This is a genomic window from Blastomonas sp. SL216 (assembly GCA_026625625.1).
Taxonomy (GTDB): domain Bacteria; phylum Pseudomonadota; class Alphaproteobacteria; order Sphingomonadales; family Sphingomonadaceae; genus Blastomonas.
In genome coordinates this window covers 936,196-958,842 of the sequence record CP113055.1, presented here as the reverse complement: position 1 = coordinate 958,842, position 22,647 = coordinate 936,196, and the positions used below count along the sequence as shown (strand labels likewise).

At 63.7% G+C, this 22,647-nt stretch carries 22 protein-coding genes, 1 tRNA gene and 1 pseudogene; 12 read left to right on the top strand and 12 right to left on the bottom strand.

The features are described from left to right. Positions 1–6: 6 nt before the first annotated feature. From OU999_04535 to hflX, 6 genes are all read left to right on the top strand, one after another. Complete coding sequence (locus OU999_04535) at positions 7–1,083, top strand: ATP-binding protein (GenBank protein WAC24465.1); 1,077 nt, start codon at positions 7–9, stop codon at positions 1,081–1,083. 6 nt (positions 1,084–1,089) lie between these two features. After that, positions 1,090–2,505: a sigma-54 dependent transcriptional regulator gene (locus OU999_04530; protein ID WAC24464.1), complete on the top strand. Its 1,416-nt coding sequence runs from the start codon at positions 1,090–1,092 to the stop codon at positions 2,503–2,505. Between the two features lie 147 nt (positions 2,506–2,652). Further along, positions 2,653–4,914 (top strand): ATP-binding protein, encoded by a 2,262-nt coding sequence (locus OU999_04525; protein WAC25345.1) that lies wholly within the window; start codon positions 2,653–2,655, stop codon positions 4,912–4,914. A 3-nt stretch (positions 4,915–4,917) separates the two neighbouring features. Beyond that, the gene (locus tag OU999_04520) at positions 4,918–6,282 is read left to right on the top strand and encodes a sigma-54 dependent transcriptional regulator (GenBank protein ID WAC24463.1); all 1,365 of its coding nucleotides are present in this window, start codon (positions 4,918–4,920) and stop codon (positions 6,280–6,282) included. A gap of 67 nt (positions 6,283–6,349) precedes the next feature. Continuing rightward, the gene (gene hfq / locus OU999_04515) at positions 6,350–6,946 is read left to right on the top strand and encodes an RNA chaperone Hfq (GenBank protein ID WAC25344.1); all 597 of its coding nucleotides are present in this window, start codon (positions 6,350–6,352) and stop codon (positions 6,944–6,946) included. Between the two features lie 39 nt (positions 6,947–6,985). Then, positions 6,986–8,293, top strand: a complete 1,308-nt coding sequence (gene hflX / locus OU999_04510; protein WAC24462.1) for a GTPase HflX — start codon at positions 6,986–6,988, stop codon at positions 8,291–8,293. Here hflX and mazG read toward each other — a convergent pair. The 10 genes from mazG to OU999_04460 are packed head-to-tail and all read right to left on the bottom strand — an operon-like array spanning position 8,288 to position 17,992. After that, complete coding sequence (gene mazG / locus OU999_04505) at positions 8,288–9,091, bottom strand: nucleoside triphosphate pyrophosphohydrolase (protein ID WAC24461.1); 804 nt, start codon at positions 9,089–9,091, stop codon at positions 8,288–8,290. The two genes, hflX and mazG, sit on opposite strands and share 6 nt — an antisense overlap. Before the next feature lie 52 nt (positions 9,092–9,143). Next, on the bottom strand, positions 9,144–9,761 hold the full coding sequence (locus OU999_04500) for a TIGR02281 family clan AA aspartic protease (GenBank protein ID WAC24460.1): 618 nt from the start codon (positions 9,759–9,761) through the stop codon (positions 9,144–9,146). Further along, entirely contained in the window at positions 9,758–10,537 is a 780-nt protein-coding gene (locus tag OU999_04495) for an MBL fold metallo-hydrolase (protein ID WAC24459.1), read from the bottom strand. Before OU999_04495 ends, OU999_04500 begins: the two co-directional genes overlap by 4 nt. Then, positions 10,534–11,313 (bottom strand): TatD family hydrolase, encoded by a 780-nt coding sequence (locus tag OU999_04490; GenBank protein ID WAC24458.1) that lies wholly within the window; start codon positions 11,311–11,313, stop codon positions 10,534–10,536. The genes OU999_04495 and OU999_04490 overlap by 4 nt, the downstream gene beginning before the upstream one ends. Beyond that, positions 11,313–12,875 carry a methionine--tRNA ligase gene (gene metG, locus OU999_04485; GenBank protein WAC24457.1) on the bottom strand — a complete coding sequence of 521 codons (1,563 nt, stop codon included), beginning with the start codon at positions 12,873–12,875 and terminating at the stop codon, positions 11,313–11,315. Before metG ends, OU999_04490 begins: the two co-directional genes overlap by 1 nt. A gap of 52 nt (positions 12,876–12,927) precedes the next feature. Next, the gene (locus OU999_04480; protein ID WAC24456.1) at positions 12,928–13,938 is read right to left on the bottom strand and encodes a DNA polymerase III subunit delta'; all 1,011 of its coding nucleotides are present in this window, start codon (positions 13,936–13,938) and stop codon (positions 12,928–12,930) included. A gap of 4 nt (positions 13,939–13,942) precedes the next feature. Beyond that, on the bottom strand, positions 13,943–14,569 hold the full coding sequence (gene tmk / locus OU999_04475; GenBank protein WAC24455.1) for a dTMP kinase: 627 nt from the start codon (positions 14,567–14,569) through the stop codon (positions 13,943–13,945). 6 nt (positions 14,570–14,575) lie between these two features. Then, on the bottom strand, positions 14,576–15,721 hold the full coding sequence (locus OU999_04470; protein WAC24454.1) for a D-alanyl-D-alanine carboxypeptidase: 1,146 nt from the start codon (positions 15,719–15,721) through the stop codon (positions 14,576–14,578). A 57-nt stretch (positions 15,722–15,778) separates the two neighbouring features. Then, on the bottom strand, positions 15,779–16,876 hold the full coding sequence (locus OU999_04465; GenBank protein WAC24453.1) for a septal ring lytic transglycosylase RlpA family protein: 1,098 nt from the start codon (positions 16,874–16,876) through the stop codon (positions 15,779–15,781). A gap of 24 nt (positions 16,877–16,900) precedes the next feature. Beyond that, a complete protein-coding gene (locus tag OU999_04460) occupies positions 16,901–17,992 on the bottom strand; it encodes a lytic murein transglycosylase (GenBank protein WAC24452.1) in 1,092 nt (363 codons plus the stop codon). A 206-nt stretch (positions 17,993–18,198) separates the two neighbouring features. Here OU999_04460 and OU999_04455 point away from each other — a divergent pair. The 4 genes and pseudogenes from OU999_04455 to OU999_04440 all read left to right on the top strand — a co-directional run bounded on the left by OU999_04455 (position 18,199) and on the right by OU999_04440 (position 19,220). Further along, positions 18,199–18,288: transfer RNA gene (locus OU999_04455), tRNA-Ser, on the top strand. Positions 18,289–18,447: 159 nt separating this feature from the next. Further along, positions 18,448–18,666, top strand: coding sequence for a hypothetical protein (locus tag OU999_04450; protein WAC24451.1), 219 nt, complete (start codon positions 18,448–18,450; stop codon positions 18,664–18,666). A gap of 1 nt (position 18,667) precedes the next feature. Then, positions 18,668–18,916 carry a hypothetical protein gene (locus OU999_04445; protein ID WAC24450.1) on the top strand — a complete coding sequence of 83 codons (249 nt, stop codon included), beginning with the start codon at positions 18,668–18,670 and terminating at the stop codon, positions 18,914–18,916. A 52-nt stretch (positions 18,917–18,968) separates the two neighbouring features. Then, positions 18,969–19,220 (top strand): annotated as a pseudogene (locus tag OU999_04440) (nucleotidyltransferase domain-containing protein). 379 nt (positions 19,221–19,599) lie between these two features. On the opposite strand, the gene OU999_04435 reads toward OU999_04440, so the two are convergent. Together OU999_04435 and OU999_04430 are read right to left on the bottom strand one after the other, a co-directional pair. Further along, on the bottom strand, positions 19,600–20,463 hold the full coding sequence (locus tag OU999_04435) for a LysR family transcriptional regulator (protein ID WAC24449.1): 864 nt from the start codon (positions 20,461–20,463) through the stop codon (positions 19,600–19,602). Positions 20,464–20,500: 37 nt separating this feature from the next. Continuing rightward, positions 20,501–21,289, bottom strand: coding sequence for an alpha/beta hydrolase (locus OU999_04430; GenBank protein WAC24448.1), 789 nt, complete (start codon positions 21,287–21,289; stop codon positions 20,501–20,503). A gap of 187 nt (positions 21,290–21,476) precedes the next feature. Here OU999_04430 and OU999_04425 point away from each other — a divergent pair, with 187 nt between their 5' ends. Both OU999_04425 and OU999_04420 read left to right on the top strand, forming a co-directional pair. Then, positions 21,477–22,028 (top strand): TetR/AcrR family transcriptional regulator, encoded by a 552-nt coding sequence (locus OU999_04425; GenBank protein WAC24447.1) that lies wholly within the window; start codon positions 21,477–21,479, stop codon positions 22,026–22,028. 118 nt (positions 22,029–22,146) lie between these two features. Then, the gene (locus OU999_04420) at positions 22,147–22,542 is read left to right on the top strand and encodes a hypothetical protein (protein WAC24446.1); all 396 of its coding nucleotides are present in this window, start codon (positions 22,147–22,149) and stop codon (positions 22,540–22,542) included. Positions 22,543–22,647 lie beyond the last annotated feature (105 nt).

Sequence of the window (22,647 nt, the reverse complement as noted above, 5' to 3'; positions counted from 1 at the left end):
GAGGCCATGTCCGGCACGGCGCCCGATGCCGCCGCGCAGTTGCAAAGCCTGCCGATGGCGGTGCTGATGCTGCATGCCGACCGGACGATCGCGGCGGCCAATGCCGCAGCTGAAAACCTGCTCGAACAGAGCGCGCGCCGCCTGGTCGGCAGGCCGCTCGCCGAGTTCCTGCAATTCGATGATGCGCGGATCGGAGCCGCGCTGAACCAGCCCGACACCAATCTGGCAGCGCATGGCATGCGCGTGCAGATTGGCCGTAGCAGCGTGCGCAAGGTCGATATCTCGCTGAGCCCGGTGGGGCAGGGCGAGGGCTGGCAGCTGCTGGTGCTCAATGAATCGGGCGCAGGATCGCCGCTGTTCGACAGCGAGGCCGGGACCGAAGGCTTTGCGGTGCGCGGACCCGACATTCTGGCGCACGAGATCAAGAACCCGCTCGCCGCGATCAAGGGGGCCGCGCAGCTGATCGAACGCCAGCTCGATGGCGCCGGTCGCAGGCTGTCCGGCTTGATCACGGCGGAAGTCGACCGGATCGCGCTGCTGATCGACCAGATGCAGTCGCTCACCCGGCGCACCGCAGCCCCGATGCGGCCGTGCAATATCTATGAACCGCTGGGCCGGGTGCGCGAGATCGTCGAGACCGCGCATCCCGATACCGTCCAGTTTGTCGAACGGTTCGATCCGTCGATCCCGCCGGTTCTCGCCGATGCCGACAATCTTGTGCAGATCCTGCTCAACCTCATCACCAATGCGCGTGAGGCGATGGAGGGCCAGGACGATGCCTGCATCACGCTGACCACCAAGTTCGTCAGCGGCGTGCGCCTGCGGCTGTCGCGCGATGATCGCTATATCCGGCTGCCGGTGGAAATCCGCGTCACCGACAACGGCCCGGGCATCGATACCGCCATTGCCGAAGACATTTTCTCGCCCTTCGTCACCACCAAGAAGACGGGCCAGGGTCTTGGCCTCGCGCTGGTGCAGAAACTGGTGCGCGACATGAACGGGCGGATCGTGCACGACCGCGATACGGCGCTGGGCCTCACCCATTTCCGCCTGTTCCTGCCGCTGGCACCCCAGGAGGGCTGACGCATCATGGCCAAATCGGTTCTTCTGGTCGAAGATGACCGTTCGATCGGTCAGGTGATCATGGCCGCGCTCGAGGCCGAGGGCTGCAGCGTCGACCATTGCACCTCGATCGCCAGGCGCAACGCGCTGATCGCGAACAAGCGCTATGCCGCAATCCTCACCGATGTGATGCTGGAAGACGGCGATGGCATCGCGACGCTGGGCACCGTGCTCGATCGTCATCCCGACACGCCAGTCATCGTGCTGTCGGCCCAGAACACGCTCGATACGGCGGTGCGCGCGAGCGAAGCGGGGGCCTATGAGTATTTCCCCAAGCCGTTCGATCTCGACGAACTGATCCGCGCCGTGCTGCAGGCGATTGCGCGCAGCGGCGATGTATCGGGCAATGCCGATGCCGACCCTGCCGATAGCGGGCTGCCGCTGGTCGGCCGCAGCGCGCCGATGCAGAATGTCTACCGCATGATCACGCGCGTGCTGCGCAACGACCTGTCAGTATTGATCCTGGGCGAATCGGGCACCGGCAAGGAGCTGGTGGCAGAGGCGATCCACCAGCTGGGCCATCGCAAGCAGGGGCCGTTCGTGGCGGTCAACATGGCGGCGATCCCGGCAGAGCTCATCGAATCCGAGCTGTTCGGGCATGAAAAGGGCGCGTTCACGGGCGCCGTCGCGCAGACCATCGGCAAGTTCGAACAGGCGCATGGCGGCACGCTGTTTCTCGACGAGATCGGCGACATGCCGATGCAGGCGCAAACCCGCCTGTTGCGGACGTTGCAGACCGGGCGCATCACCCGGGTCGGTGGGCATCGCGAGATCGAGCTGGACGTGCGCTTCGTCGCGGCCACCAACAAGCCGTTCGGGCCGCTGATCGAAGCCGGGCTGTTCCGCGAGGATCTGTATTATCGGATCAACGTGGTGCCGATCGACCTGCCGCCGCTGCGCGACCGGTTGAGCGATATCCCCGCGCTCGTCGATCATTTCCTGGCGCTGGCGGTGCACGAAGGGCTGCCACGCCGGAGCTTCGACGACAGCGCGATCGCGGCGATGCAGCGGCGCAACTGGCGCGGCAACGTGCGCGAACTGCGCAACCTTGTGTTCCGCGCCGTGATCATGAGCCGCGATGACCTGATCACTGCCGATGCCCTGGGCGGCATTTTCGACGAACCGGCGCTGGGCACCGGAGAGACCCGGCGCGAGGAAAGCGACTTCGAACAGGCCGTCAGCCGCTTCCTGCTGACCGAGCGGCCCGAACATGGCCTGGTTTATGACAAGGCACTGGCGGCGTTCGAGATTCCGCTGCTTCAGGCGATCATGCGCAGATGCGATGGCAACCAGGTCAAGGCCGCGGCGATGCTGGGCATCAACCGCAACACCTTGCGCAAGAAGCTGGTCGAGCACGGGCTGGGCAGCGGCGAGCTGCGCTGAAACGGTTACCAATTGCGGTAACCTTCGCGTCATAACAGGAAAGCTCTTGTATTCTGGCAACGCAACTGTTGTAAACTGAACACTATGCCCGCGTCTGTCGCACTGCCCCCCGCCAGAAAGAGTCGACTCGCTCGCCGCTTCACCGTGATGATGCGCCGTGGCAGCCTGTTTCCGGCGCTGGAGATCGGCTGCGTGGCGCTGCTGATCGGCATGATCGCCATGTCGTGGTGGCTGGTCGGCAGCTATCAGGGGCGTGCGGCAATGGTGCCTGCCCCGGTGACGGCAACGCTGCTGGTAGCCAATCTCGTCCCCGCCATGGCGTTGCTGGCACTGATCGGGCGCCGCGTTGCAATCAGCCGGGCCAATGCGAGCGGCGAGCAGGGGACCGGGCAGCTCCACGTCCGGTTCGTGGCGCTGTTCTCGCTGATATCGTCGATCCCGATGCTGCTCGTCGTGGTGATCACTTCGCTGCTGTTCCAATATGGCGTCGAGTTCTGGTTCTCCGATCGCGCGCGCGCGATGCTGGAAAATGCCAATGACCTGGCGCGCGGCTATTACGAGGAGGGACGGCGCGACGTTTCGGCAGAGACGGTCGCAATGGCGAGCGACCTGCGCCAATATCTGCAACAGGCGCGCATCGACAGCCCCGAATTTGCCGAGGCCTATGTCTTCCAGGTCGCCGGGCGCAAGATGAACGAATCGGCGATCGTCGAGGTGGGCAATGACGGCGTTCTGCGCACCGCCGCGATCGTCGATCCCGACAACCGGACATCCTCGGATAGGGTCAGCCCCGCCATCATCCAGCAGCTCGACAAGGGCGAGACAGCGGTGGTCTCTGCCGAAGCCGACCGGATCGAGGTGGTGACCCCGATCGACCGCCAGGCGAAAATCTATCTCTATGTTGCCCGCGCATCCAACCAGCTGGCGCTCAGCCAGTGGGAGCGCGCGCAGACCGTGCTCACCGATTACAAGGCGCTCTTTTCCCGCTCGCAGAACCTGCAGGTGCGCTTCAACATCGCGCTGTTCGTCGTATCGCTGCTGCTGGTGGCGGTCGCGCTCTGGGCGGCGCTGAAATTCGCCGACCGGATGGTGCGCCCGCTGACCGATATGGCAGGCGCGGCGCGCGATATCAGCACCGGCAATTTCGCGATCCGTGTCGACACCGCCAATCGTACCGACGAGGTCGGCGTCCTCGGCCGGGCGTTCAACCGCATGGCGAGCAGGCTGGCCGAGCAGACCTCTGCCCTGATCCGCGCCAACAGCCAGCTCGACGATCGGCGCGCGTTCACCGAGGCCGTGCTGGAATCGGTCAGCGCAGGGGTCATATCGGTCGATCCGATGGGCATTTTGCGGCTGATGAACAGCACCGCGCAGCGACTGTTGCAGGTCAATGTCGAGCGCTGCCTGGGCTGCACCTTGTCCAGCATCGCGCCGCCCTTTGCGCGGCTGGTGGGCGAGGGGACCGAGAAGGCCGTCATCCAGTATTCGCGCGGCAACGATCTGCTGACGCTGGCTGTGCGCGTGGTGCGCGAGCCGCATGGCATCGTGATCACCTTCGAGGATATTACCCAGCAGCTCGTCGATCAGCGCCAGGCAGCCTGGTCCGACGTGGCGCGGCGGATCGCGCATGAGATCAAGAACCCGCTGACCCCGATCCAGCTCGCCGCCGAGCGGCTCAAGCGCCGCTATGCCAGCAAGGTCAGCGCAGACGATGCGACATTTGGCCAGCTGACCGACACCATCGTCCGTCAGGTCGGCGATCTGCGAAACATGGTTGATGAATTCTCGTCGTTCGCGCGGATGCCCAAGCCGGTGTTCCGCGAGGAGAATTTCTTCGACCTCGTGCGTCAGGCCATCTTCCTGCAAGAGGTCGCGCACCCGGCCATCCGCTTTGCTGCCGAGGGCGCGCACGAAGGCAGCGACATGTTCTGCGATCGCCGCCAGATCGGCCAGGCGGTGACCAACATCCTCAAGAACGCGGTTGAAGCGATCGAAGCACGGCAGCAGGGCCAGGAAGGCTATCAGGGCGTGGTTACGGCAACCGTCTCGCGTCAGGAACCGTTTGTCATTCTGACACTCGACGATAACGGCATCGGCCTGCCCGCAGACCGCGACCGGATCGTCGAGCCCTATATGACGACGCGCGAGAAAGGCACCGGCCTGGGCCTCGCCATCGTCAAGAAGATCGTCGAGGAGCATTATGGCGAGCTGGCCTTCGAACCCAATGACCAGGGCGGCACGCGCGTGACCATCAGGATGGACACGGTGCTGCTCCACGCAGGTTCGCTGCAGGATAATGGATCAGAGGCGATGCGCCATGGATCCGAAAAGCTGGCGGCGATCACCGCACGTGCGGCACGCCCGAAAAGCGAGATGAGCCCAACCGCTCAGGATGAGGAAAGCAATTAAGCCATGCCCTTGGAAATTCTGATCGTTGATGACGAGCGCGATATCCGCGAGCTGGTATCCGGGGTGCTGGAGGACGAGGGCTATCACTGTCGGACGGCTGGCGGGAGCGACGAAGCCCTGGCCGCGATCGACGAGCGCCGCCCTTCGCTGGTGCTGCTCGATGTCTGGCTCAAGGGCAGCCGGCTCGACGGGCTGGAGCTGCTCGACGAGATCAAGGCGCGCGATGCCGACCTGCCGGTGATCATTTTCTCCGGCCACGGCAATATCGACACCGCCGTTTCCGCCATCTCGCGCGGGGCGATGGATTTCATCGAAAAGCCGTTCGAGGCAGAGCGGCTCATCCACATGGTCGCACGCGGCACCGAAACCGCCCGGCTGCGGCGCGAGAATGCCCAGCTGCGCGAAAAGCTGGGCATTTCGGATGAGCTGACCGGCAATTCGAGCGCGATCAATGCCGTGCGAGCCACGCTCAAGCGCGTCGCCAACAGCGGCAGCCGCCTGCTGATTACCGGTCCCGCAGGCGTCGGCAAGGAAGTGGCGGCGCGGCTGTTGCACAGCTGGAGCGGGCGCGCATCAGGCCCGTTCATCACGGTCAATTCGGCGCGGATGACACCGGACAGGTTCGAGCAGGAACTGTTCGGCGAGGAGGATCAGGGGCGCATGGCGACCCCCGGACTGCTCGAGCGCGCGCATGGCGGCACGCTTTTCCTCGACGAAGTGGCCGACATGCCCGAATCCACCCAGGCCAAGATCCTGCGCGTGCTGACCGACCAGAGCTTTTCGCGGGTTGGCTCGACGCGGCCGATCAAGGTCGATGTCCGCTTCGTCTCCGCGACATCGCGCAACCTGGAGAACGAGATTGCCGAGGGACGGTTTCGCGAGGATCTGTTCTACCGGCTCAACGTTGTCCCGGTGGAAATCCCCGCACTGACCGACAGGCGCGATGATATCCCAGCGCTGGTCGAGCATTATGTCGCGCGCTTTGCCAGCGAACACGGCATCACCCCGCCTGAAACGAGCAGCGAGGCGATGGCGGCGCTGCAGAGCTACAACTGGCCGGGCAATGTCCGCCAGCTGCGCAATGTCATCGAGCGGACGATCATTCTCGCTCCGCGCGGAAGGCTCAGCCAGATCGATATCGACATGCTGCCGCCCGAGCTGGTGCAGGGTGATGGCGGGCGTGCGGCGGGCATTTCCAGCCTGATGGGTGTGCCGCTGCGCGAGGCGCGGGAGAGCTTCGAGCGCGAATATCTGAAGATCCAGATCCGCCGCTTTTCAGGTAATATCTCGAAGACGGCAGAGTTCATCGGCATGGAACGCTCGGCGCTGCACCGCAAGCTCAAGCTGCTGGGACTGCACGACCGCTGATTGCCAGGCGATAAACCGCAAGAAAGCCACAACTGGCCATTGGCGCGGTGCAGCATTCGCACTATGTATAAAGGCGCGTCCTCCAAGCGCAGCCGGGGCGGGATGTGTCGCACCGGCTTTTCATGAACCGTGGCGCAACGTCGCCACCAAGACCGGGGGTCAAAAAATGACCGAAAAGGCCCAGAACATTCAGGATGTTTTCCTCAACTCCCTGAGAAAATCGAAAATTCCCGTGACCATGTTTCTGGTCAAGGGCGTCAAGCTTCAGGGGATCGTCACCTGGTTTGACAATTTCTCCGTGATGCTGCGGCGCGACGGACAGTCGCAGCTGGTGTACAAGCACGCCATATCCACCGTGATGCCCGCGCAGCCGATCGATCTCGGCATGTTCGCCGGCCTGATGGGGGCCAAGAGCGCAAAGAACCGCAATCTGCAGGAAGTCTTCCTGCGCACGGTTCAGGAAACCGGCGTGCCGGTGACCATGTTCCTGATCAACGGCGTGATGCTGCAGGGCAAGGTGGCCGCTTATGACCTGTTCTGCATGCTGCTGGAACGCGAAGGCATGGCGCAGCTGGCTTATAAGCACGCGGTTTCGACCGTGCAGCCCAATGCACCGGTCGACCTGACCGGTGACTGGGGCGATGCCGAAGGCGATGATGACTGACGCCATGGTTGCGGGGGCGGACAAGGATTGAATTGACGTTTGAACGACCCGCAGACTCTTGAATTCGCTCGCGGCGCGCGCGCCGTGATCGCCTATCCGGATCTTGGACGCCGTGGATCGGTGGACGCCGACGCGCGCCTTGAAGAAGCGCGCGGTCTGGCGCTCGCCATCGGCATTCAAGTGCGCGCGACGCATGCCTTCCGCATCCGCACCGCGCGGCCTGCGACGCTGTTCGGGGGAGGGCAGGTCGAGATCATTGCGCATAGCCTGGAAGACGAAAAGGCCGATCTGCTGATCGTCGATGGCAGCCTGTCCGCGATCCAGCAACGCAACCTCGAGGAGCGTCTCAAGGTCAAGGTCATCGACCGCACCGGCCTGATCCTGGAAATCTTCGGCGAGCGCGCAGCAACCGCCGAGGGCCGATTGCAGGTCGAGTTGGCGCATCTAGACTATCAGGCGGGGCGGCTGGTGCGCAGCTGGACCCATCTCGAGCGCCAGCGTGGCGGATTCGGCTTTTTGGGTGGCCCTGGCGAGACTCAGATCGAGGCTGACCGCCGCATGATCCGCGATCGCATGGCCAAGCTGCGCCGCGAACTCGAACAGGTCAAGCGCACGCGCGGCCTGCACCGCGAACGGCGGCAAAAAGCGCCCTGGCCGGTGATCGCGCTGGTCGGCTATACCAATGCGGGCAAATCGACCCTGTTCAACCGGCTGACGCACGCAGGCGTCATGGCCGAGGACCTGCTGTTTGCAACACTCGACCCGACCATGCGCGCGATCCGGCTCAATGGGGTCGAGAAGGTGATCCTCTCCGATACCGTGGGGTTCGTCTCGGACCTGCCGACCGAGCTGGTCGCCGCCTTCCGCGCCACGCTGGAAGAGGTTCTTTCCGCCGATCTCATCCTTCACGTGCGGGATATGTCGCATCCCGATGCAGACATGCAGGCGCAATCGGTCGAAACGATCCTGGCCGATCTGGGGTTGGAACTGGATCCGGTGCTGGCCGGGCAGGGGATGGCCATCCCGCTGATCGAAGCCTGGAACAAATGGGACGCGCTGGACGCGGAGACCCGCGAACGATTGATCGACACCGCGCCGCGCGATCGCAAGGTGTGCCCGATATCCGCCCTGACTGGCGAAGGCGTGAGCGAACTCCTGCGCGCAGCCTCAGCAGCGCTCGTCATCGGTCACCGCGTCCACGATGTCACGCTCGCGCGCCATGATGGCCAGCGGATCGCCTGGCTGCATGCCCATGGGGAGGTGCTGCACAGCCGCGAGCAGGGGGACGATGTGGCACTTTCGGTGCGCCTCTCGGACAAGGACTGGGGCCGGTTCCAGGCGCTATAGCGCGCCCTCGCCACGCTTGGCGCGCTGCCACAGCGCTTCCTTGTCCTCGAGCGACAAGTCGGCAAAGCCCTGACCGGCAAGCGCTTCCATCATGCGGAAACGCCGTTCGAACTTGGCGTTGGCGGCGCGCAGCGCGTCCTCGGCAGTCACGCCCATATGCCGGACCGTGTTGACCGCTGCGAACAAAAGATCGCCGGCTTCCTCGGCCCGATCCGCCTCGGTTTCGGCATTGAGCAGTTCCTCGATTTCCTCGCCGATCTTTTCGACCGCACCCATGACATCGGGCCAATCGAACCCGGTGCGTGCAGCGCGCTTCTGCAGCTTCTGCGCGCGCATCAGCGCGGGCAACGCCACCGCGACGCCGTCCATCGCGCTCTCAGCGCCGCCATCGCTGCGTTCTGCCGCCTTGATCGCTTCCCAATCCCAGCTCTCGACCGATTGGTCTGCAAAGATGTGCGGATGCCGCCGCACCATCTTGTCGCTGATCGATGCGATGACGTCGGCGACAGTGAAATGGCCAGCTTCCTCGGCCATGCGGCTGTGGAACACGACCTGGAGCAGAAGATCGCCGAGTTCGTCCTTGAGCGCTGCCATGTCATCGCGCGCGATGGCATCGGCGACCTCATAGGCTTCCTCGATCGTGTAAGGCGCGATCGTGGAGAAATCCTGCTCGATATCCCATGGACAGCCATGATCCTTGTCGCGCAACCGCGCCATGATTGCCACCAGCCGGTCGAGCGGCACGGCTGCATCGGGGGAGTGCGTGGACTGGGTGGTCTCATCGGTCGGATTGGCCATATCTGTAAGTCCGATAATATATATTATGTTAAATAAAATCAGTCGGCGCGCGTCAGTCGGTGCGTTGGGGCCTCGGGGTCAGGATCATGCTGCTTCCCTCGACACGCCAGCTTTCCAGGTCCGACAGGAAGTTCATTCCCAGCACGTTGGTATCACCAAAGGTATCCGAAATGACGACATCATGATCTCGCATCGTCAACGATCCAACGTCCAGTTTCCCGATCGTGCCGCGCTCGGCCTCGACCGTGCCATTGGCGGTCTCGATGACCGTCTTGAGGCGCAGGCTGTCCGCTTCGACCCCGGCCTGACGAGCCGCGTCCGCCGATAGCGCGGTGAATGTAGCGCCGCTGTCGATCAGAAACCGGACCGGGCGGCCATTGAGGTCGGCCGTGACCCAGAAATGACCATCATCGCTCTTGCGGATCGTCATCGGCGTTCCCGATATGGCCGGTGCGCTGGCCAGCCCGAGTTCGCCGGTCACGCGCTGCCAGATCAGCTTCATTTCCGGACGGAAGCTGACCAGCAGGAAGATCAGCGCGAAAATGCCGATCCAGCCCAACGCCATCTTGAGCGTCTGGCCGATTGGCAAGGTCCGCGATACCAGCGCGCTGCCTACTAGGACCAGCAGCAACAGGCTGTAGACCAGGCTGGCGGTATCGCCTTCGCTCATGCAGCAAGCCTCGCCAGGTCGATGGTCAGGCCGTCATAACCGGGCTCCACGCCGCCGGGCAATTCGAGACACAGCGCGGCATAATCCAGCGTCTTGTCCATGTGCGTCAGCACCGTATGCCGCGCACCGCAGCGTTCGGCGAGATCGAGCGCCATCGGCAGGCTGGCATGGGTCGGATGCTTTTCGTGCCTCAGGCAGTCGGTGATCAGCAGATCGCAGCCGGAATACAGCCTAACCATCGCGTCGGTGACATGGCTGAAATCGGTCGCGTAAACGATCGACAGGTCGTGGTGATCGAACCGCAATCCGGTGGACAGAACCGATCCGTGTGGCTGGTCGACGGTGCGGACCGTCAGCCCGCAGATCGTCTGCTCGTCGCCCAACGCCGTCGCGGCGACGGTTGCCGGATAGCCGTCACCACCATCGAACACATAGTCGAAACGGCTGACAAGACTTTGCAGCGTATAGTCTTTTGCATAGCCGGCGACGGGCTTGCGGGTGCGATGATAAAGCGCGCGAAGGTCATCGATGCCGTGCGTGTGGTCGGCATGGTCGTGCGTCCAGATGACCGCGTCGAGTGCGTCGACTTCCTGCGTGAGCAGCTGCTGGCGCAGGTCTGGCGAGGTATCGACCAGGATGCGCTGGCCTTGATGCTCGACGATGATCGATACGCGCGTCCGCCGATTGCGCGGATTGGCAGGATCGCACGCACCCCAGTCATTGCCGATCCGCGGAACACCGCCCGAGGTTCCGGTACCGAGCAGGATCGCCTTCACGGCAACGCCCGGTTGAACAAAGTGTAGAAATTGCGAGAGGTTGTCTCGCACAGCTGCTCATAGCTCTCGCCGCGCAGCTCGGCGAGGAAGCGCGCTGTATCGGCGACAAAGGCAGGCTCGCCCTGCTTTCCGCGATGCGGCACCGGGGCGAGAAACGGAGCGTCGGTTTCAACGAGCAGCCTATCGGACGGAATGTCCCGCGCGACGGCCTGCAGATCCTTGGCGTTCTTGAACGTCACAATGCCTGAAATCGAGATCGAAAGCCCCATTTCCAAGACCTTGGCGGCGAAATCTGCGCTGGCCGTGAAGCAGTGGATCAGCGCGGGGAAGGCCCCCTTCCCCGTTTCCTCGGCCAGGATTGCCGCCGTGTCCTCCTCGGCATCGCGGGTGTGGATGATCAGCGGCAGGCCGGTTGCGCGGGACGCCGCAATATGCGCGCGGAAACAGCGGCGCTGCTCGTCGCGATCCGACTTGTCGTAATAATAATCGAGCCCGGTTTCGCCGATGCCGACGACGCGCTCGTCGCGCTCGGCGCGGTCGACTAGCCGGGCGGTGTCCATATCGGCATGCGCGTCGGCTTCATGCGGATGAATGCCGATGCTAGCCCAGACATCGGCCTCGCGGTGCGCGGTGGCGGTGACGTCATCCCATTCGCTGGCGCGGGTCGAGATGTTGAGCATCGCCGTGACGCCCGATGCGCGTGCGCGCTCTAGCAGCACGGCCTGCTGTTCGGCCATGCCCTTGTAATTGAGGTGGCAGTGCGAATCGACCAGCATCAGGCCGCGTCTTCCGCCGGAAGTTCGATGCGCGGGAACAGCGGCTTGGGCACGGCCATGCGGAAATCGCTTTCGGCCAGGGGCGAATACCAGTGGCTGCCCATGCCGGCGATGCTGCGCACATCGTCGGGCACGCCTATATGGTCGAGCAAGGCCTTGGCGCTGCCCGGAATGACCGGAGAAATCGCGATCGCCAGCTGCGCAATCGCGATATACAGCGTCGCGAGCACAGTCTGCATCCGCTCGGGATCGGTCTTTTTCAGCGCCCAGGGGGCCTGTTCGTCGACATAGGCGTTGCAGGCGAACACCGCGCGCATCCATGCCTCCAGCCCTTGCGACAGCGCAAGCTCGGCAAAGGCCTTGGGCATGTCGCGCTGCAAGGCCTCTTCCAGCACTGCGAACAGCGCCGTATCGGCGGGCGTGTGGCCATGCACAGCAGGCAGGTAACCGTCGAGATTCTTGGCGATGAAGCTCAAGATCCGCTGCGCAAGATTTCCGAAACTGTTGGCAAGGTCAGCATTCGCACGCTGGGCAATGGCCTCGGGCGAATAGCTTCCATCCTGGCCGAAACTGACCTCGCGCAGCAGGAAATAGCGCAGCTGATCGACGCCGAACGCATCGGCCAGCGCCATCGGATCGACGACATTGCCAACCGATTTGGACATCTTCTCGCCCTTGTTGAGCAGGAAGCCGTGGCCGAACACCTGCTTGGGCAGCGGGATATTGGCGCTCATCAGAAAGGCGGGCCAGTAGACCGCATGGAAGCGGACGATATCCTTGCCGATCAGGTGCAGGTCTGCAGGCCAGTATTTCATCAGCGCGCTATCCGCATCGGGATAGCCCAGGCCGGTGAGATAATTGGTCAGCGCATCGACCCAGACATACATCACATGGCCGTCGCTGCCGGGCACCTTGACGCCCCAGTCGAAGCTGGTGCGCGAGACCGATAGCGGGCGCAGGCCCGACTTGACGAAGCTGACTATCTCGTTGCGGCGGCTGTCGGGCTGGAGAAATTCGGGATGTGCCTCGTACAGCGCAAGCAGCTTGTCCTGATACTGGTCGAGCCGGAAGAACCAGCTTTCCTCGACCGTCCATTCGACCGGCGTGCCCTGCGGAGAGACCTTGCCCCCCTGCCCGTCATCGACCAGCTCATCCTCGGCATAATAGGCCTCGTCGCGGACCGAGTACCAGCCTTCATAGCGGTCGAGATACAGATCGCCATTGGCCTCCATCGCCTGCCAGATGGCCTGGCTGGCACGGTGGTGATCGTCTTCGGATGTCTGGATGAAACGATCATAGCTGACATCAAGCCTGTCGCACATTTCCTTGAAATATTGCGACATTTCATCTGCCAGCGCGCGCGGTGTGGTGTCCAGCTCGCGCGCCTTTTGCAGCATCTTCAGGCCATGCACATCGGTGCCGGTCTGGAAGCGCACGTCGCGGCCCATCAGCCGCTGGAAGCGCGCGATGACATCGGCGGCAATCGCCTCATAGGCATGGCCGATATGCGGGCGACCGTTGGGATAGCTGATCGCGGTGGTGATATAATAGGGTTCGCCCATGGCGTGCGTGTCTGCCGTTTCGTGTGGAAGTTTGGCCGTACTGGATGAGGGCCTATCTAGGCGGGGCCAGCCGCGCCAGCAAGCCGCCAATTTGAAACGCCACGGCCGATGCATCAAGGTTGAGCACCACCGCGCGCGAGGCTAGCGCGCCGATTTCCCGCCATGCGGCGATCGCGCCGGGCAAGCGGTCATCGCGCAAGAGGCGGATTCGCCGGGCGGCAAAGCGCGGAGCATAAGCGAGCAGCGCCTGGAAGCGATCGCGATTGGCCTTGTTGGCGACCAGTGTCCCCAGCGCCAGCCGCGCGCGGTGGGTATGATCGCCATGATCGGCGATCTCGCTGAGCAGGGCATCGATCCTGGCCATGTCCAGCCCGGCAAAGCTGAGCGCCTGACCCGGCGCGCCCTGGCCCAGGCGGACAAGCGCGGCAATCTCTGCCTCGGGCAGTTCGGGCCGCGCCGCGCGCAAGGCGTCGGCCATTTCGGGATCGCTCAGGGCCGGAAAATCGAGCACCAGGCAGCGCGAGCGGATCGTCGGCAGCAGCCGTCCGGGATTATGCGCAATCAGCAGGAACACGGTATCCGCAGGCGGCTCTTCCAGGCTCTTGAGCAGCGCATTGGCGGCGTTGCGCTCCAGCATATCGGCGGAATCGAAGATGATCACGCGGCGGTCGGCCAGGCTTGGGCGCACTGTCAGGCGCTTCTGCAGCGCGCGGATCTGGTCGACCTTGATGTTGCGCGCGACCTCGAACGGCTTGCCGTCTTCCGCCTTGCGCGCTTCCTTGTCATCCTTGGGCCCCAGCGTCACATAATGGCAGTCGGGATGCTTGCCCTGCAGCAGCAGGCGGCCCGATGTGCTGTCGAGATCGCCATCGAACCGATCGCCTTCCTGATCCGGCCCCCGGGTCAGCAGATGCGCCGCAGCCGCCAGGGCAAAGCTGCGCTTGCCAATGCCTTCAGGGCCGGCGAGCAGCCAGCCGTGATGGAGCCTGCGCGCCTGAAACGCCCGCAATAGCGTGGCTTCTGGCTCCGCATGGCCTTTCCAGAGTGCGGTGGATGGCTTCATGACGTCATGCCATCAGCGGTTGCAGCGCGGCGACGATGCGCGCGTGGACGGCGTCGCTTGTGCCGCTGGCATCGATGATCCGGAAGCGCTCCGGCTCCGCTTCAGCAAACCTTCGAAATGCCGCGACGACCTGGGCATGATAGGCGGCATCGCGGCCACCGATGCGGTCGCTGCGCGCCCCGTCACGCAACTCGGCGCGGCGCGCGGCCTCGTCTGCCGGGAGCTCCAGCAGCAAGGTGATGTCGGGCAGATAGCCTTGCGACCCGAACCGGTGCAGCGCCATGATCGCGTCATCGCCCAGCCCGCCTGCCACGCCCTGATAGGCGCGGCTGCTGTCGACGAAACGGTCGGATATCACCCAGCCTCCGGCATCCACTGCCGGACGGATCAGCCTGGCGACATGATCGGCGCGCGCGGCGGCAAAGAGCAGCGCCTCGCTCCGCGCATTCCAGCGATCCGCACCGCCTTCCAGCAGCAGCGCCCGAATGGCTTCGGCGCTGGCGGTACCGCCCGGCTCGCGTGTGACCGTCGCGCTGCGGCCCTGCGCCTCGACCCAATCTGCCAGCAGGCGGATCTGGGTCGACTTACCCACCGCCTCGCCGCCCTCGATCGAGATGAAGCGCCCCCGCATCGCGGATCAGGCGCCGAAGAAGGAGAGAATTCCGGCCCAGATCCGTCCGAAAAAGCCGGCCTCCTCGACCGCTTCGCCCGCCACCAGCGGCATTACCTGGCGCTGCATGTCGGGCGCGGTGACGATGAGGCTGGCGACCTGCTGGCCCTTGGCGATCGGGGCCTTGAGCGGACCCTGATAGACGACCTTGAGCGACACCTTGTCGGTATCCGACGTGCGCGGCAGCGTCAGCGCCAGATCGCGCGGGGCGACCAGCGGCAGCTCACGGGTGCCGCCCTGCTGCACCGGCGCGGTATCGACGGTCTTGCCCTTGGCGAACAGCGGCACCGATTTCCACGCCTTGAAGCCCCAGTTCATGAACCGCACCGATTCATTGACCCGGCCATTGAAGCTGTCCAGCCCGGCCACGACCATCACCAGCCGGCGGCCATTTTGTACGGCCGATCCGGTAAAGCCATAGCCCGCCTCATCGGTATGGCCGGTCTTCAGGCCGTCGGCGCCCTGCACCTTGCCCAGAAGCGGATCGCGGTTGGGCTGGGTGATGCCGTTCCAGGTGAAGCTGCCCTTGCTGTAGAAGCGCTTGTACAGCTTGGGATGGTTGCGGATCGTCGCGGTTGCCAGCGTCGCCAGGTCGCGTGCGGTCACCTGGGTCACGCCCTCATCGGGCCAGCCATTGCTGTTGCCGAAGCGGCTGTTGTTGAGGCCTATTTCCTTGGCCTTCTTGTTCATCATGTCGACGAACGCCTCTTCGGACCCGCCAATGCCTTCTGCCAGCACGACACAGGCATCATTGCCCGACAGCGTGACGATGCCATCGAGCAGATCGGCGACGGTGACCTTGCTGCCGACCGCCAGGAACATGCTCGACCCCTGATTGTTCCACTTGGTCCAGGTCTCGGCCGAAACCGGCAGTGTCTGGTCCAGCTTGAGTTCGCCCTTCTTGATCAGGTCGAACGCCACATAGACCGTCATCATCTTGGCCATCGAGGCGGGCGGGATCTGCTTGTCCGCATCGCGCGAAAAAAGCACTGCGCCCGATGACAGGTCGGTCATATAGGCGATCGGGGCTTCGGAAACATAGCTGGGGGCAGCCGCCACCACCGGCGTCGCCAGCAGCGAAAACAGGGTAAGACCGAGAATCGGGGTTTTCATGCACTATCCATGTTATGCGTGTTGCAGGGACGCAGGCCTTTAGCTGGCCCGTCTGTGTCAGCGACCGGAGTCCTGCTGAATCTGTACCCCCTGATAGCCCTTCCGCCGCGCAAGCGTAACCCCTTCTTGCGCAGCATTCGCATCGGGATAGGGGCCATAACGGACGCGGTAGACCTTGCCATCGGCGCTGCCCACGGTCTTGGCGCCAATCCGCTTGGCGAGCTCGTCCGCGCGCGCCTTGGAGGAGAATGCCGCCACCTGGACAAAATAGCTGCCGCCACTGGCTGGAGCCACCGGAGCAGGGTTCAGCGTCGCGCGATTGTCGCCGGTGCTGTTCTGCGCCATCCGGGGCCGTCCGTCCTCGCCTTCGACGATGAACCGATCGCCGCCCTGGGTGCGCGGGGTTGGCGCGGGCAATTTCGGGGCGGCAGCCGTGGGTACAGGCTTGGCGGGCACCGGCTTGGCGGGCGCGGGCTTGGCCTTTGGCCCTTCGCTGGGCTTGACCGGCGCCGGGCTGGCCGGGACCGATGCGGGTTCTGCCGCAACTGCTGCATTGGCTGGCCTGGGCTTGCCGTCCAGCTTGCGCCGGAGCGGGACAAGCAGCGATTCGGGCGTTTCCATGCGCGCGGCGACCGGCTGGCCCTGACGCAGCATCGCGCGTTCCGCTTCGGGCGGATTGACTCGCCGCACGCGCACCGGGAAAGCGCCCTGCCCTAGCACGCCCAGTTGCCGCGCTGCCCCTTGCGAAAGGTCGATCAGCCGGTCGGGCGTGGCGGGGCCACGGTCGTTGAGGCGGACCAATATGGTCTTGCCGGTATCGAGCGCGGTCACCTCGACATAGCTGGGCAGCGGCAGGGTGCGATGCGCGCCGCTGATCGCATCGGAGACGAAGGTCTCGCCATTGGCGGTGGCGCGGCCTTCCAGTTCCTGGCCATACCAGCTGGCATAGCCGGTCTCGTCATAATTGAAGGCGTCGGATGGCGTATAGGTCTTGCCGCCCATGACATAGGGTTCGCCGAGCTTGACCGGATAATCGGTGACGCCGCCCGCCAGTTTGGGGGGCGCGGTTTCCAGGCTGCGGCTGACGCTGCCGCCACCGCCGCAGCCGCTCGCCAGCAGCGAGAGCCCCGCGCCTGCGATCATCCATGTCCTCATCAGCCTTCCCCCTTTATCCGGTGTCTAGTTGCGCACGCCGTCCGCCAGCAGCCCTACCGACATCGCGTAATAGTTGGAGCAGTTATAGTCGAGAATTGCACGGTAATTGCGCGTCAGCAGATAGCCCTGCGCGTCCAATCCCGGCGTGAGCAGCAGCGATGCCTCGATCTTGTCGTCATTGGGCCAGACGCCGCCATAAGGCGCCACGCCCAGCGCCTTCCATTCGCGGATGGTCTTCCACTCGCTGTGCCGCTCGACCGCGCGGGCGCATTTGGCGACCCGCTCGCGACTGGCGATCGCCGCGACATTGAGCGTCGCGGGCACCGAGACGGCAAAGCCCCAGGGCTCACCGCGCCGCCATCCGGCAGCCACCATGTAATTGGCGATCGAGGCAAAGGCATCGGCGCGGCTCGACCAGATTTCCGCCTTGCCATCGCCGTCACCATCCTTGGCGAGCTTGAGATAGACCGATGGCAGGAACTGCGGATAGCCAAAGGCTCCGGCATAGCTGCCGCGCAGCACCGTGCGCGGCACGCCCATGTCGACCATCTTGAGCACCGCGATCAGCTCGCCCTCGAACAGGTCGCGCCTGCGGCCTTCATAGGCCAGCGTTGCCAGCGCCCGAGGCAGATCGGTGCTGCCGAGCAGCGTGCCATAGTTGGTTTCGTGCCCGAAGATCGCGACCATGATCGATCCGGGCACCCCGGTCTTCTGTTCGATCGCGACAAGGCGGGCGGCCTCGTCGGCATAGACCTGCCTGCCCTGCCGGATCTTGGCCGCGTTGATGCGCTTGGCCATTTCCGGGCCGAAGGACGGGAAGGACTGGCCCGCCGGCGTCGGCGCGAAGCGCCGGTCGAGCGCAGCGACGCTCTCGTCGAAGCTCAGCGTCGGCAGCACCGCATCAATGGTGCGCTGCGAAACGCCTTCGCGCCGTGCGCGCGTGGCAACGCTCTCCAGATAGGCGCGAAAGCCGGTCTGTGCCTCGATATTGATCCCCGGCAGCGGCTGCACGATCTCGCGCTGCGCGGTGCTCGGTGATCCGCAGGCGAGCAGAGCCACGGTGCTGAAGGTCGCGCCCAAACGCAGCGCAAACCTGTTTACGGTATTGAAATCCATGCGATACTCCCAGGGCGGTTGTGCCACCAAGGCGGTGCGGGGGAAAGGGCGAACATCGGTCACCCATCCCGCCATGGCCACGCTTGACCGGCGCTGAACCACGCGCGGCGCGCCACCGCAAGTTTCGCTTTCCAGATTTTACCACCTCGGCTAACAAGCGCGCCGCACGCCCGGCCCGCCCATAACGCGCCCGGCGCGGAGCCAATGGAAGAGTGTCCGAGTGGTTTAAGGAACCGGTCTTGAAAACCGGCGAGGGTGCAAGCTCTCCGTGGGTTCGAATCCCACCTCTTCCGCCAGGCACTAATCCCACAACATCCCTGATCGGTTCCGAAGTCCAGCTTCCCTGCGGGTTACGCTGGTGATTCGGATCCCTGTGTGTCCCACGTCGTCCAGACCGACATTTTCCCGGCTTCAAGAACAATCGGCCACTGTCGGACATGAGGCTGTCCAAGCTCATGAAGGAGATGCTCCAGCCCTATACCCCACACGGGTTCCGATCATCGTTCCGGGACTGGGTGAGCGAAGAGACGAACCACCCCAGCGATGTGGCGGAAGCTGCCCTTGCCCATATGGTCGCCAACAAGACTGAGGCAGCCTGCCGACGCGGCAATCTGTTAGAGAAGCGCCGGATCATGATGGCCGAATGGGCCGCCTATTGCGACAAGGAGAGCTGAGTTGTCCCGCCTGTCGCGCCAAGAGCGCAGGCGCTTGCACAAGTTCGAGAAGGCGGTCGAGCGGATGGAGCCGCTTGACCGGGAAATCTTCCTCGGCATCCACGTCGATGAGCTGAGCTACCGCCAGCCTGCAACAAAGCACGGCATGACCCTGCAACAGATCGAGCAGCATTTTGTCAATGCCCTGTCCGTGCTAATGCAGATGCCGACCGAGAAGCCACCAGACTGCTGGCAGTACTGGCGCTGGTGATGCCGCTTCCACCTTGCCAATCGTCTTTCATCTCTACCGGGTGCCGCCGCCCATGCGAACCGACCTCGACCATCTTCCTGCCAACAAGCAGCGCGAGCTTGAGCGCGTGAAGCAGATCATCTTCGAGGAGTTCGAGGACGCGCTCTCGCTCGCCACCAACACGTGGAAGAAGAAGCGCCGGATCGAGAAGCTCATCCTTTACGGCAGCTATGCGCGTGGTGGCTGGGTCGATGAGCCGCATACGGCCAAAGGCTATCGCTCAGACTTCGATCTGCTGATCATCGTTAACGACAAGCCGCTTACGGGACCCTCACAGCCATCTTAGGTAATTGAATTCAAGCATTTAATCAGCTCACATTGTCGATTTTGCCCCCGATCATGCCCCCAAAATTCATCTAACCATCTGATTTAGAGTGTGTTCGAGTCCGAAATTGTGACTGACTTCGTTTGCCGGATGGCAGATAGCGAGTAGCGATTGGCAAAAAGCGACCGCCCGATCTAGCAGTCGGCAACGGCAGAAAGCGATCCAGTTTCGGTCGTTCGCCTCTGTCATCATGAAGGTCCGCTCCTGACAAAAGCCGCCGATCAGACGGACTAACCCGCACCCTACAAGGCCAGCGCCGAGACAAGTTCGAAATGATCGGCCCGCTTGGATTAATCAGGGGATCCTGGTTTCAGGATCTTCAGGCCAGCACACGCAGGGCGCGCGCAAGTGTGTCCGTGGCCACAGACCGCCTTCGTCCGGCAACAGTTGCAAACACCGTCGTGCGAGCAATCGACATGTCAGCAACCGCAACCGAACGAACCTTGTCAGGCAGTGCAAGCCCGGCAGGCACCCAGGCGCACCCGAGGCCGTTTGCGACCAGGTCAACCAGATCAACCTCGAGGTTTGCGTGATGGCGAAAATCGGGTCTTATGCCGATTTCGCTGCACCGGGCGCAAAACTCGGCAGCGACATGGGGGTCGGCTTCGATCCAGGTCATTGTCGCCAGATCCTGCACCCTGGCTGGCTCCGGACCTCCCAACGCAGATGTCGCCGGAGCAATGACGGCCAGCTGTTGGCGTGACAGGATGAAGGTATTGAGCCGGTCGGGCAGATTGCACGGATCCGGCAGGATCGCAGCATCGATATCACCCTTTAGCAGACCCTGCACGATCGCCGCGGTATCGGCCTTGACCAGCGACAGCCGAAATCCCGGCAGGCCTTGAACCACTCGCGAGAGCGCTGTTCCCAGTTGATCAGATACAGGCCCGGCCAGCCCCAGCGTGACAGGCGCATGCAATTGCGTGCCGATGCCCTTTGCCAGCAGCTTGGCCGCCTGCGCCGCATCAAAGGTTTGCTGCAAATGCGGCACCATCTGGCGACCCAGCTCGGTCAAGTGGGTCAAGGACCGCTCGCGCCGGAACAAAGGCCCGCCAAACTCCTCCTCCAGCTTCTGGATTGCGCGCGTCAGCGACGGTTGCGTGACATTGCACTCCTCCGCTGCGCGCGTGAAGTTGAGTGTTCGCACCGCTGCCAGAAAATATCGGACCTGATGCATCTCCATACCTAAGCGCACCATTCCGGATCGATTGGCCAGACTATCACGATGCGCCGATCCCGAGCACCTCCGCCAAAACGGCGTTGAACGCGTCAGGATGCTCGAAATAGGGCGAATGCCCGGCGGCCGGCAGGATGATCTCGCGTGCTCTGGCCGGGGCCAGCATCCCGGCAAGGCTGGCTGGCGGCCATATCGGGTCATTTTCTCCCATGATCAGCGTCACGGGCATCGTCAGGTCTGCCAGCTGGTCTGGGCGAACAAGGGCATCGCGTGCGAACAACTGGGCCCCCCAGGCCGGATCAGGCGGCGGATTGGCCGCACCAATTTGTCGGTAGAGCCGGGCCTTTGCAGGATACGCCGCCTCGAACGCTGGCTGCAGGCCCAACGCGGCAGGCCCGCGCGTATCCATCTGTTTGGCCGCACTGCGGAAGGCCTCTACACCTGGCGGATGGTCGATCCCCGCCAATGTGCAGCACAATACAAGCGAGCTGATCAAATCCGGTCGGGCCATTGCGGCCCGCACCCCTGCCCATCCGCCAAGCGACTGACACACCAAATCTGCACGTTGAACCTGTTGCTCGGCAAGCACATTAATCACGCCGCGCGCGAGTGTGTCGGCGATGCCTACATCGGCTGGCGGCGGATCAGAAAGTCCGAAGCCCGGCAGGTCCAGCGCAATGACATGCCGCGCCGGCGCGAAGCGTTCGAATTGCTGCCACCAGCCGCTGCTGTTGCCGCCCGCTCCGTGGATCAGCATCAGGCTGGGAACAGAGGGTCGCGCTTCCCCCGAAGCAATCCAGGCGACGCCGCTGACCTTGCCCGCGGTCCGCACGGCTAGCGTGTTTCGCCAGGAGCCATAGGCTGGCGCGCGCAGTCTGATCCTGTCCGGCATGCATCGGTGACACAGTGCATTTGCAAATTGCCCCTCATGTTGCCACGGTCCCTCCAGACCCCGGCAGGCCTTGCGTCCCTTGCGGAATCAGGTCTATAGAAATGTAGTGTCTATTACAAGGATTGTGATGGCCAGCAAGAAAATTCAGCGCGAACGAGTGATAGAGGCCCTCGCCGATCACGTGCTGCGCAATGGCCTGGCTGGCACAAGCCTAAAGCAGCTGGCAGTGGCGGCAGGCACCAGTGATCGCATGCTGCTCTATTATTTTGCCGACAAGATCGACATCATGACGGCGGTGCTGGGCCGTGTCGCAGAGCAATTTACCGGTGCGCTCAATCTGGCGATGCCCGCCGATCGCCTGCCTGCAGAGCAACTGCTGATGCAGACCAGCACACTGATCCGCTCGCCGGCGATGCGGCCGATCATGCGGTTGTGGCTGGAGATGGTCGCCGCGGCCGCGCGGCAGGAGCCCCCCTTCCAGGCCATTTCGACGTCCGTCTTGCGGCAGTTGATGGAATGGATGGAGGCGCGGCTTGAGGGCGAACCGGGGAGCGACCGCCGGCGCCACGCGGCCCTGTTGCTGGCACTTGTCGACGGGATCGCCCTGTTCGACATGACGGGCGGCACCGACGAGGCCGACGCGGCGCAGGCGGCCTTGCGCCATCTGCGTTTCACCTGAAGCGCTCGCACACATAAAGCCTTCCCTTCCCGCGCGCTTTTATGTAGTGACTACTACATTTCTGAAATGTGCAAGCCGACGGAGTGGGTCAATGACTGTGACACAGCAGCGGGCCTGGATGAAGTTTACCGCCTTTTCAGTGGCCATCTTCGGCCCGATCTTTTCGCTTGGCAGCGTGGAGAGCATCGCCGAGCCGGCGCGCTGGTCGTTGGACGTGCTGGCCTGGCCGGTTGACGGAGCGCAACAATTCACCACCCCCACCACCCGCTTTCTTGCGGCGTTGACCGGGGGCTTTCTGCTCGGCTGGGGCGTGATGATCTGGTTCCTGGCGACCCGGGTCCATACTGTTGCGCCCGAACCGGTGCGCCAGGCCGTCCTTGCCGGCCTGCTGGCCTGGTTCGTGCTCGACAGCCTAGGGTCGATTGCCTCGGGCTTTGCTGTGAATGCGCTGTTCAACATCGCTGTGCTCCTGATCCTGGTGGGCCCGTTGTGGTTTCCTGCCAAGGAGCGATGATCCCTTGGCTAAAGATGTATCCCCCAAGCGCCCAGACTGCGCGGGTCATCGCCTTGGCAGGGAAATTTACCCAGCATGAAAAGCCACGTCATCCGCCTGTAAGAC

Coding starts and splice junctions, on each gene's coding strand:
- OU999_04535 (WAC24465.1), top strand. CDS start 7: ATGTCCGGCACGGCGCCCGATGCCGCCGCGCAGTTGCAAAGCCTGCCG.
- OU999_04530 (WAC24464.1), top strand. CDS start 1,090: ATGGCCAAATCGGTTCTTCTGGTCGAAGATGACCGTTCGATCGGTCAG.
- OU999_04525 (WAC25345.1), top strand. CDS start 2,653: ATGATGCGCCGTGGCAGCCTGTTTCCGGCGCTGGAGATCGGCTGCGTG.
- OU999_04520 (WAC24463.1), top strand. CDS start 4,918: ATGCCCTTGGAAATTCTGATCGTTGATGACGAGCGCGATATCCGCGAG.
- mazG (WAC24461.1), bottom strand. CDS start 9,091: ATGGCCAATCCGACCGATGAGACCACCCAGTCCACGCACTCCCCCGAT.
- OU999_04500 (WAC24460.1), bottom strand. CDS start 9,761: ATGAGCGAAGGCGATACCGCCAGCCTGGTCTACAGCCTGTTGCTGCTG.
- OU999_04490 (WAC24458.1), bottom strand. CDS start 11,313: ATGCTGGTCGATTCGCACTGCCACCTCAATTACAAGGGCATGGCCGAA.
- metG (WAC24457.1), bottom strand. CDS start 12,875: ATGGGCGAACCCTATTATATCACCACCGCGATCAGCTATCCCAACGGT.
- OU999_04480 (WAC24456.1), bottom strand. CDS start 13,938: ATGAAGCCATCCACCGCACTCTGGAAAGGCCATGCGGAGCCAGAAGCC.
- tmk (WAC24455.1), bottom strand. CDS start 14,569: ATGCGGGGGCGCTTCATCTCGATCGAGGGCGGCGAGGCGGTGGGTAAG.
- OU999_04470 (WAC24454.1), bottom strand. CDS start 15,721: ATGAAAACCCCGATTCTCGGTCTTACCCTGTTTTCGCTGCTGGCGACG.
- OU999_04465 (WAC24453.1), bottom strand. CDS start 16,876: ATGAGGACATGGATGATCGCAGGCGCGGGGCTCTCGCTGCTGGCGAGC.
- OU999_04460 (WAC24452.1), bottom strand. CDS start 17,992: ATGGATTTCAATACCGTAAACAGGTTTGCGCTGCGTTTGGGCGCGACC.
- OU999_04450 (WAC24451.1), top strand. CDS start 18,448: ATGAAGGAGATGCTCCAGCCCTATACCCCACACGGGTTCCGATCATCG.
- OU999_04435 (WAC24449.1), bottom strand. CDS start 20,463: ATGGAGATGCATCAGGTCCGATATTTTCTGGCAGCGGTGCGAACACTC.
- OU999_04425 (WAC24447.1), top strand. CDS start 21,477: ATGGCCAGCAAGAAAATTCAGCGCGAACGAGTGATAGAGGCCCTCGCC.
- OU999_04420 (WAC24446.1), top strand. CDS start 22,147: ATGAAGTTTACCGCCTTTTCAGTGGCCATCTTCGGCCCGATCTTTTCG.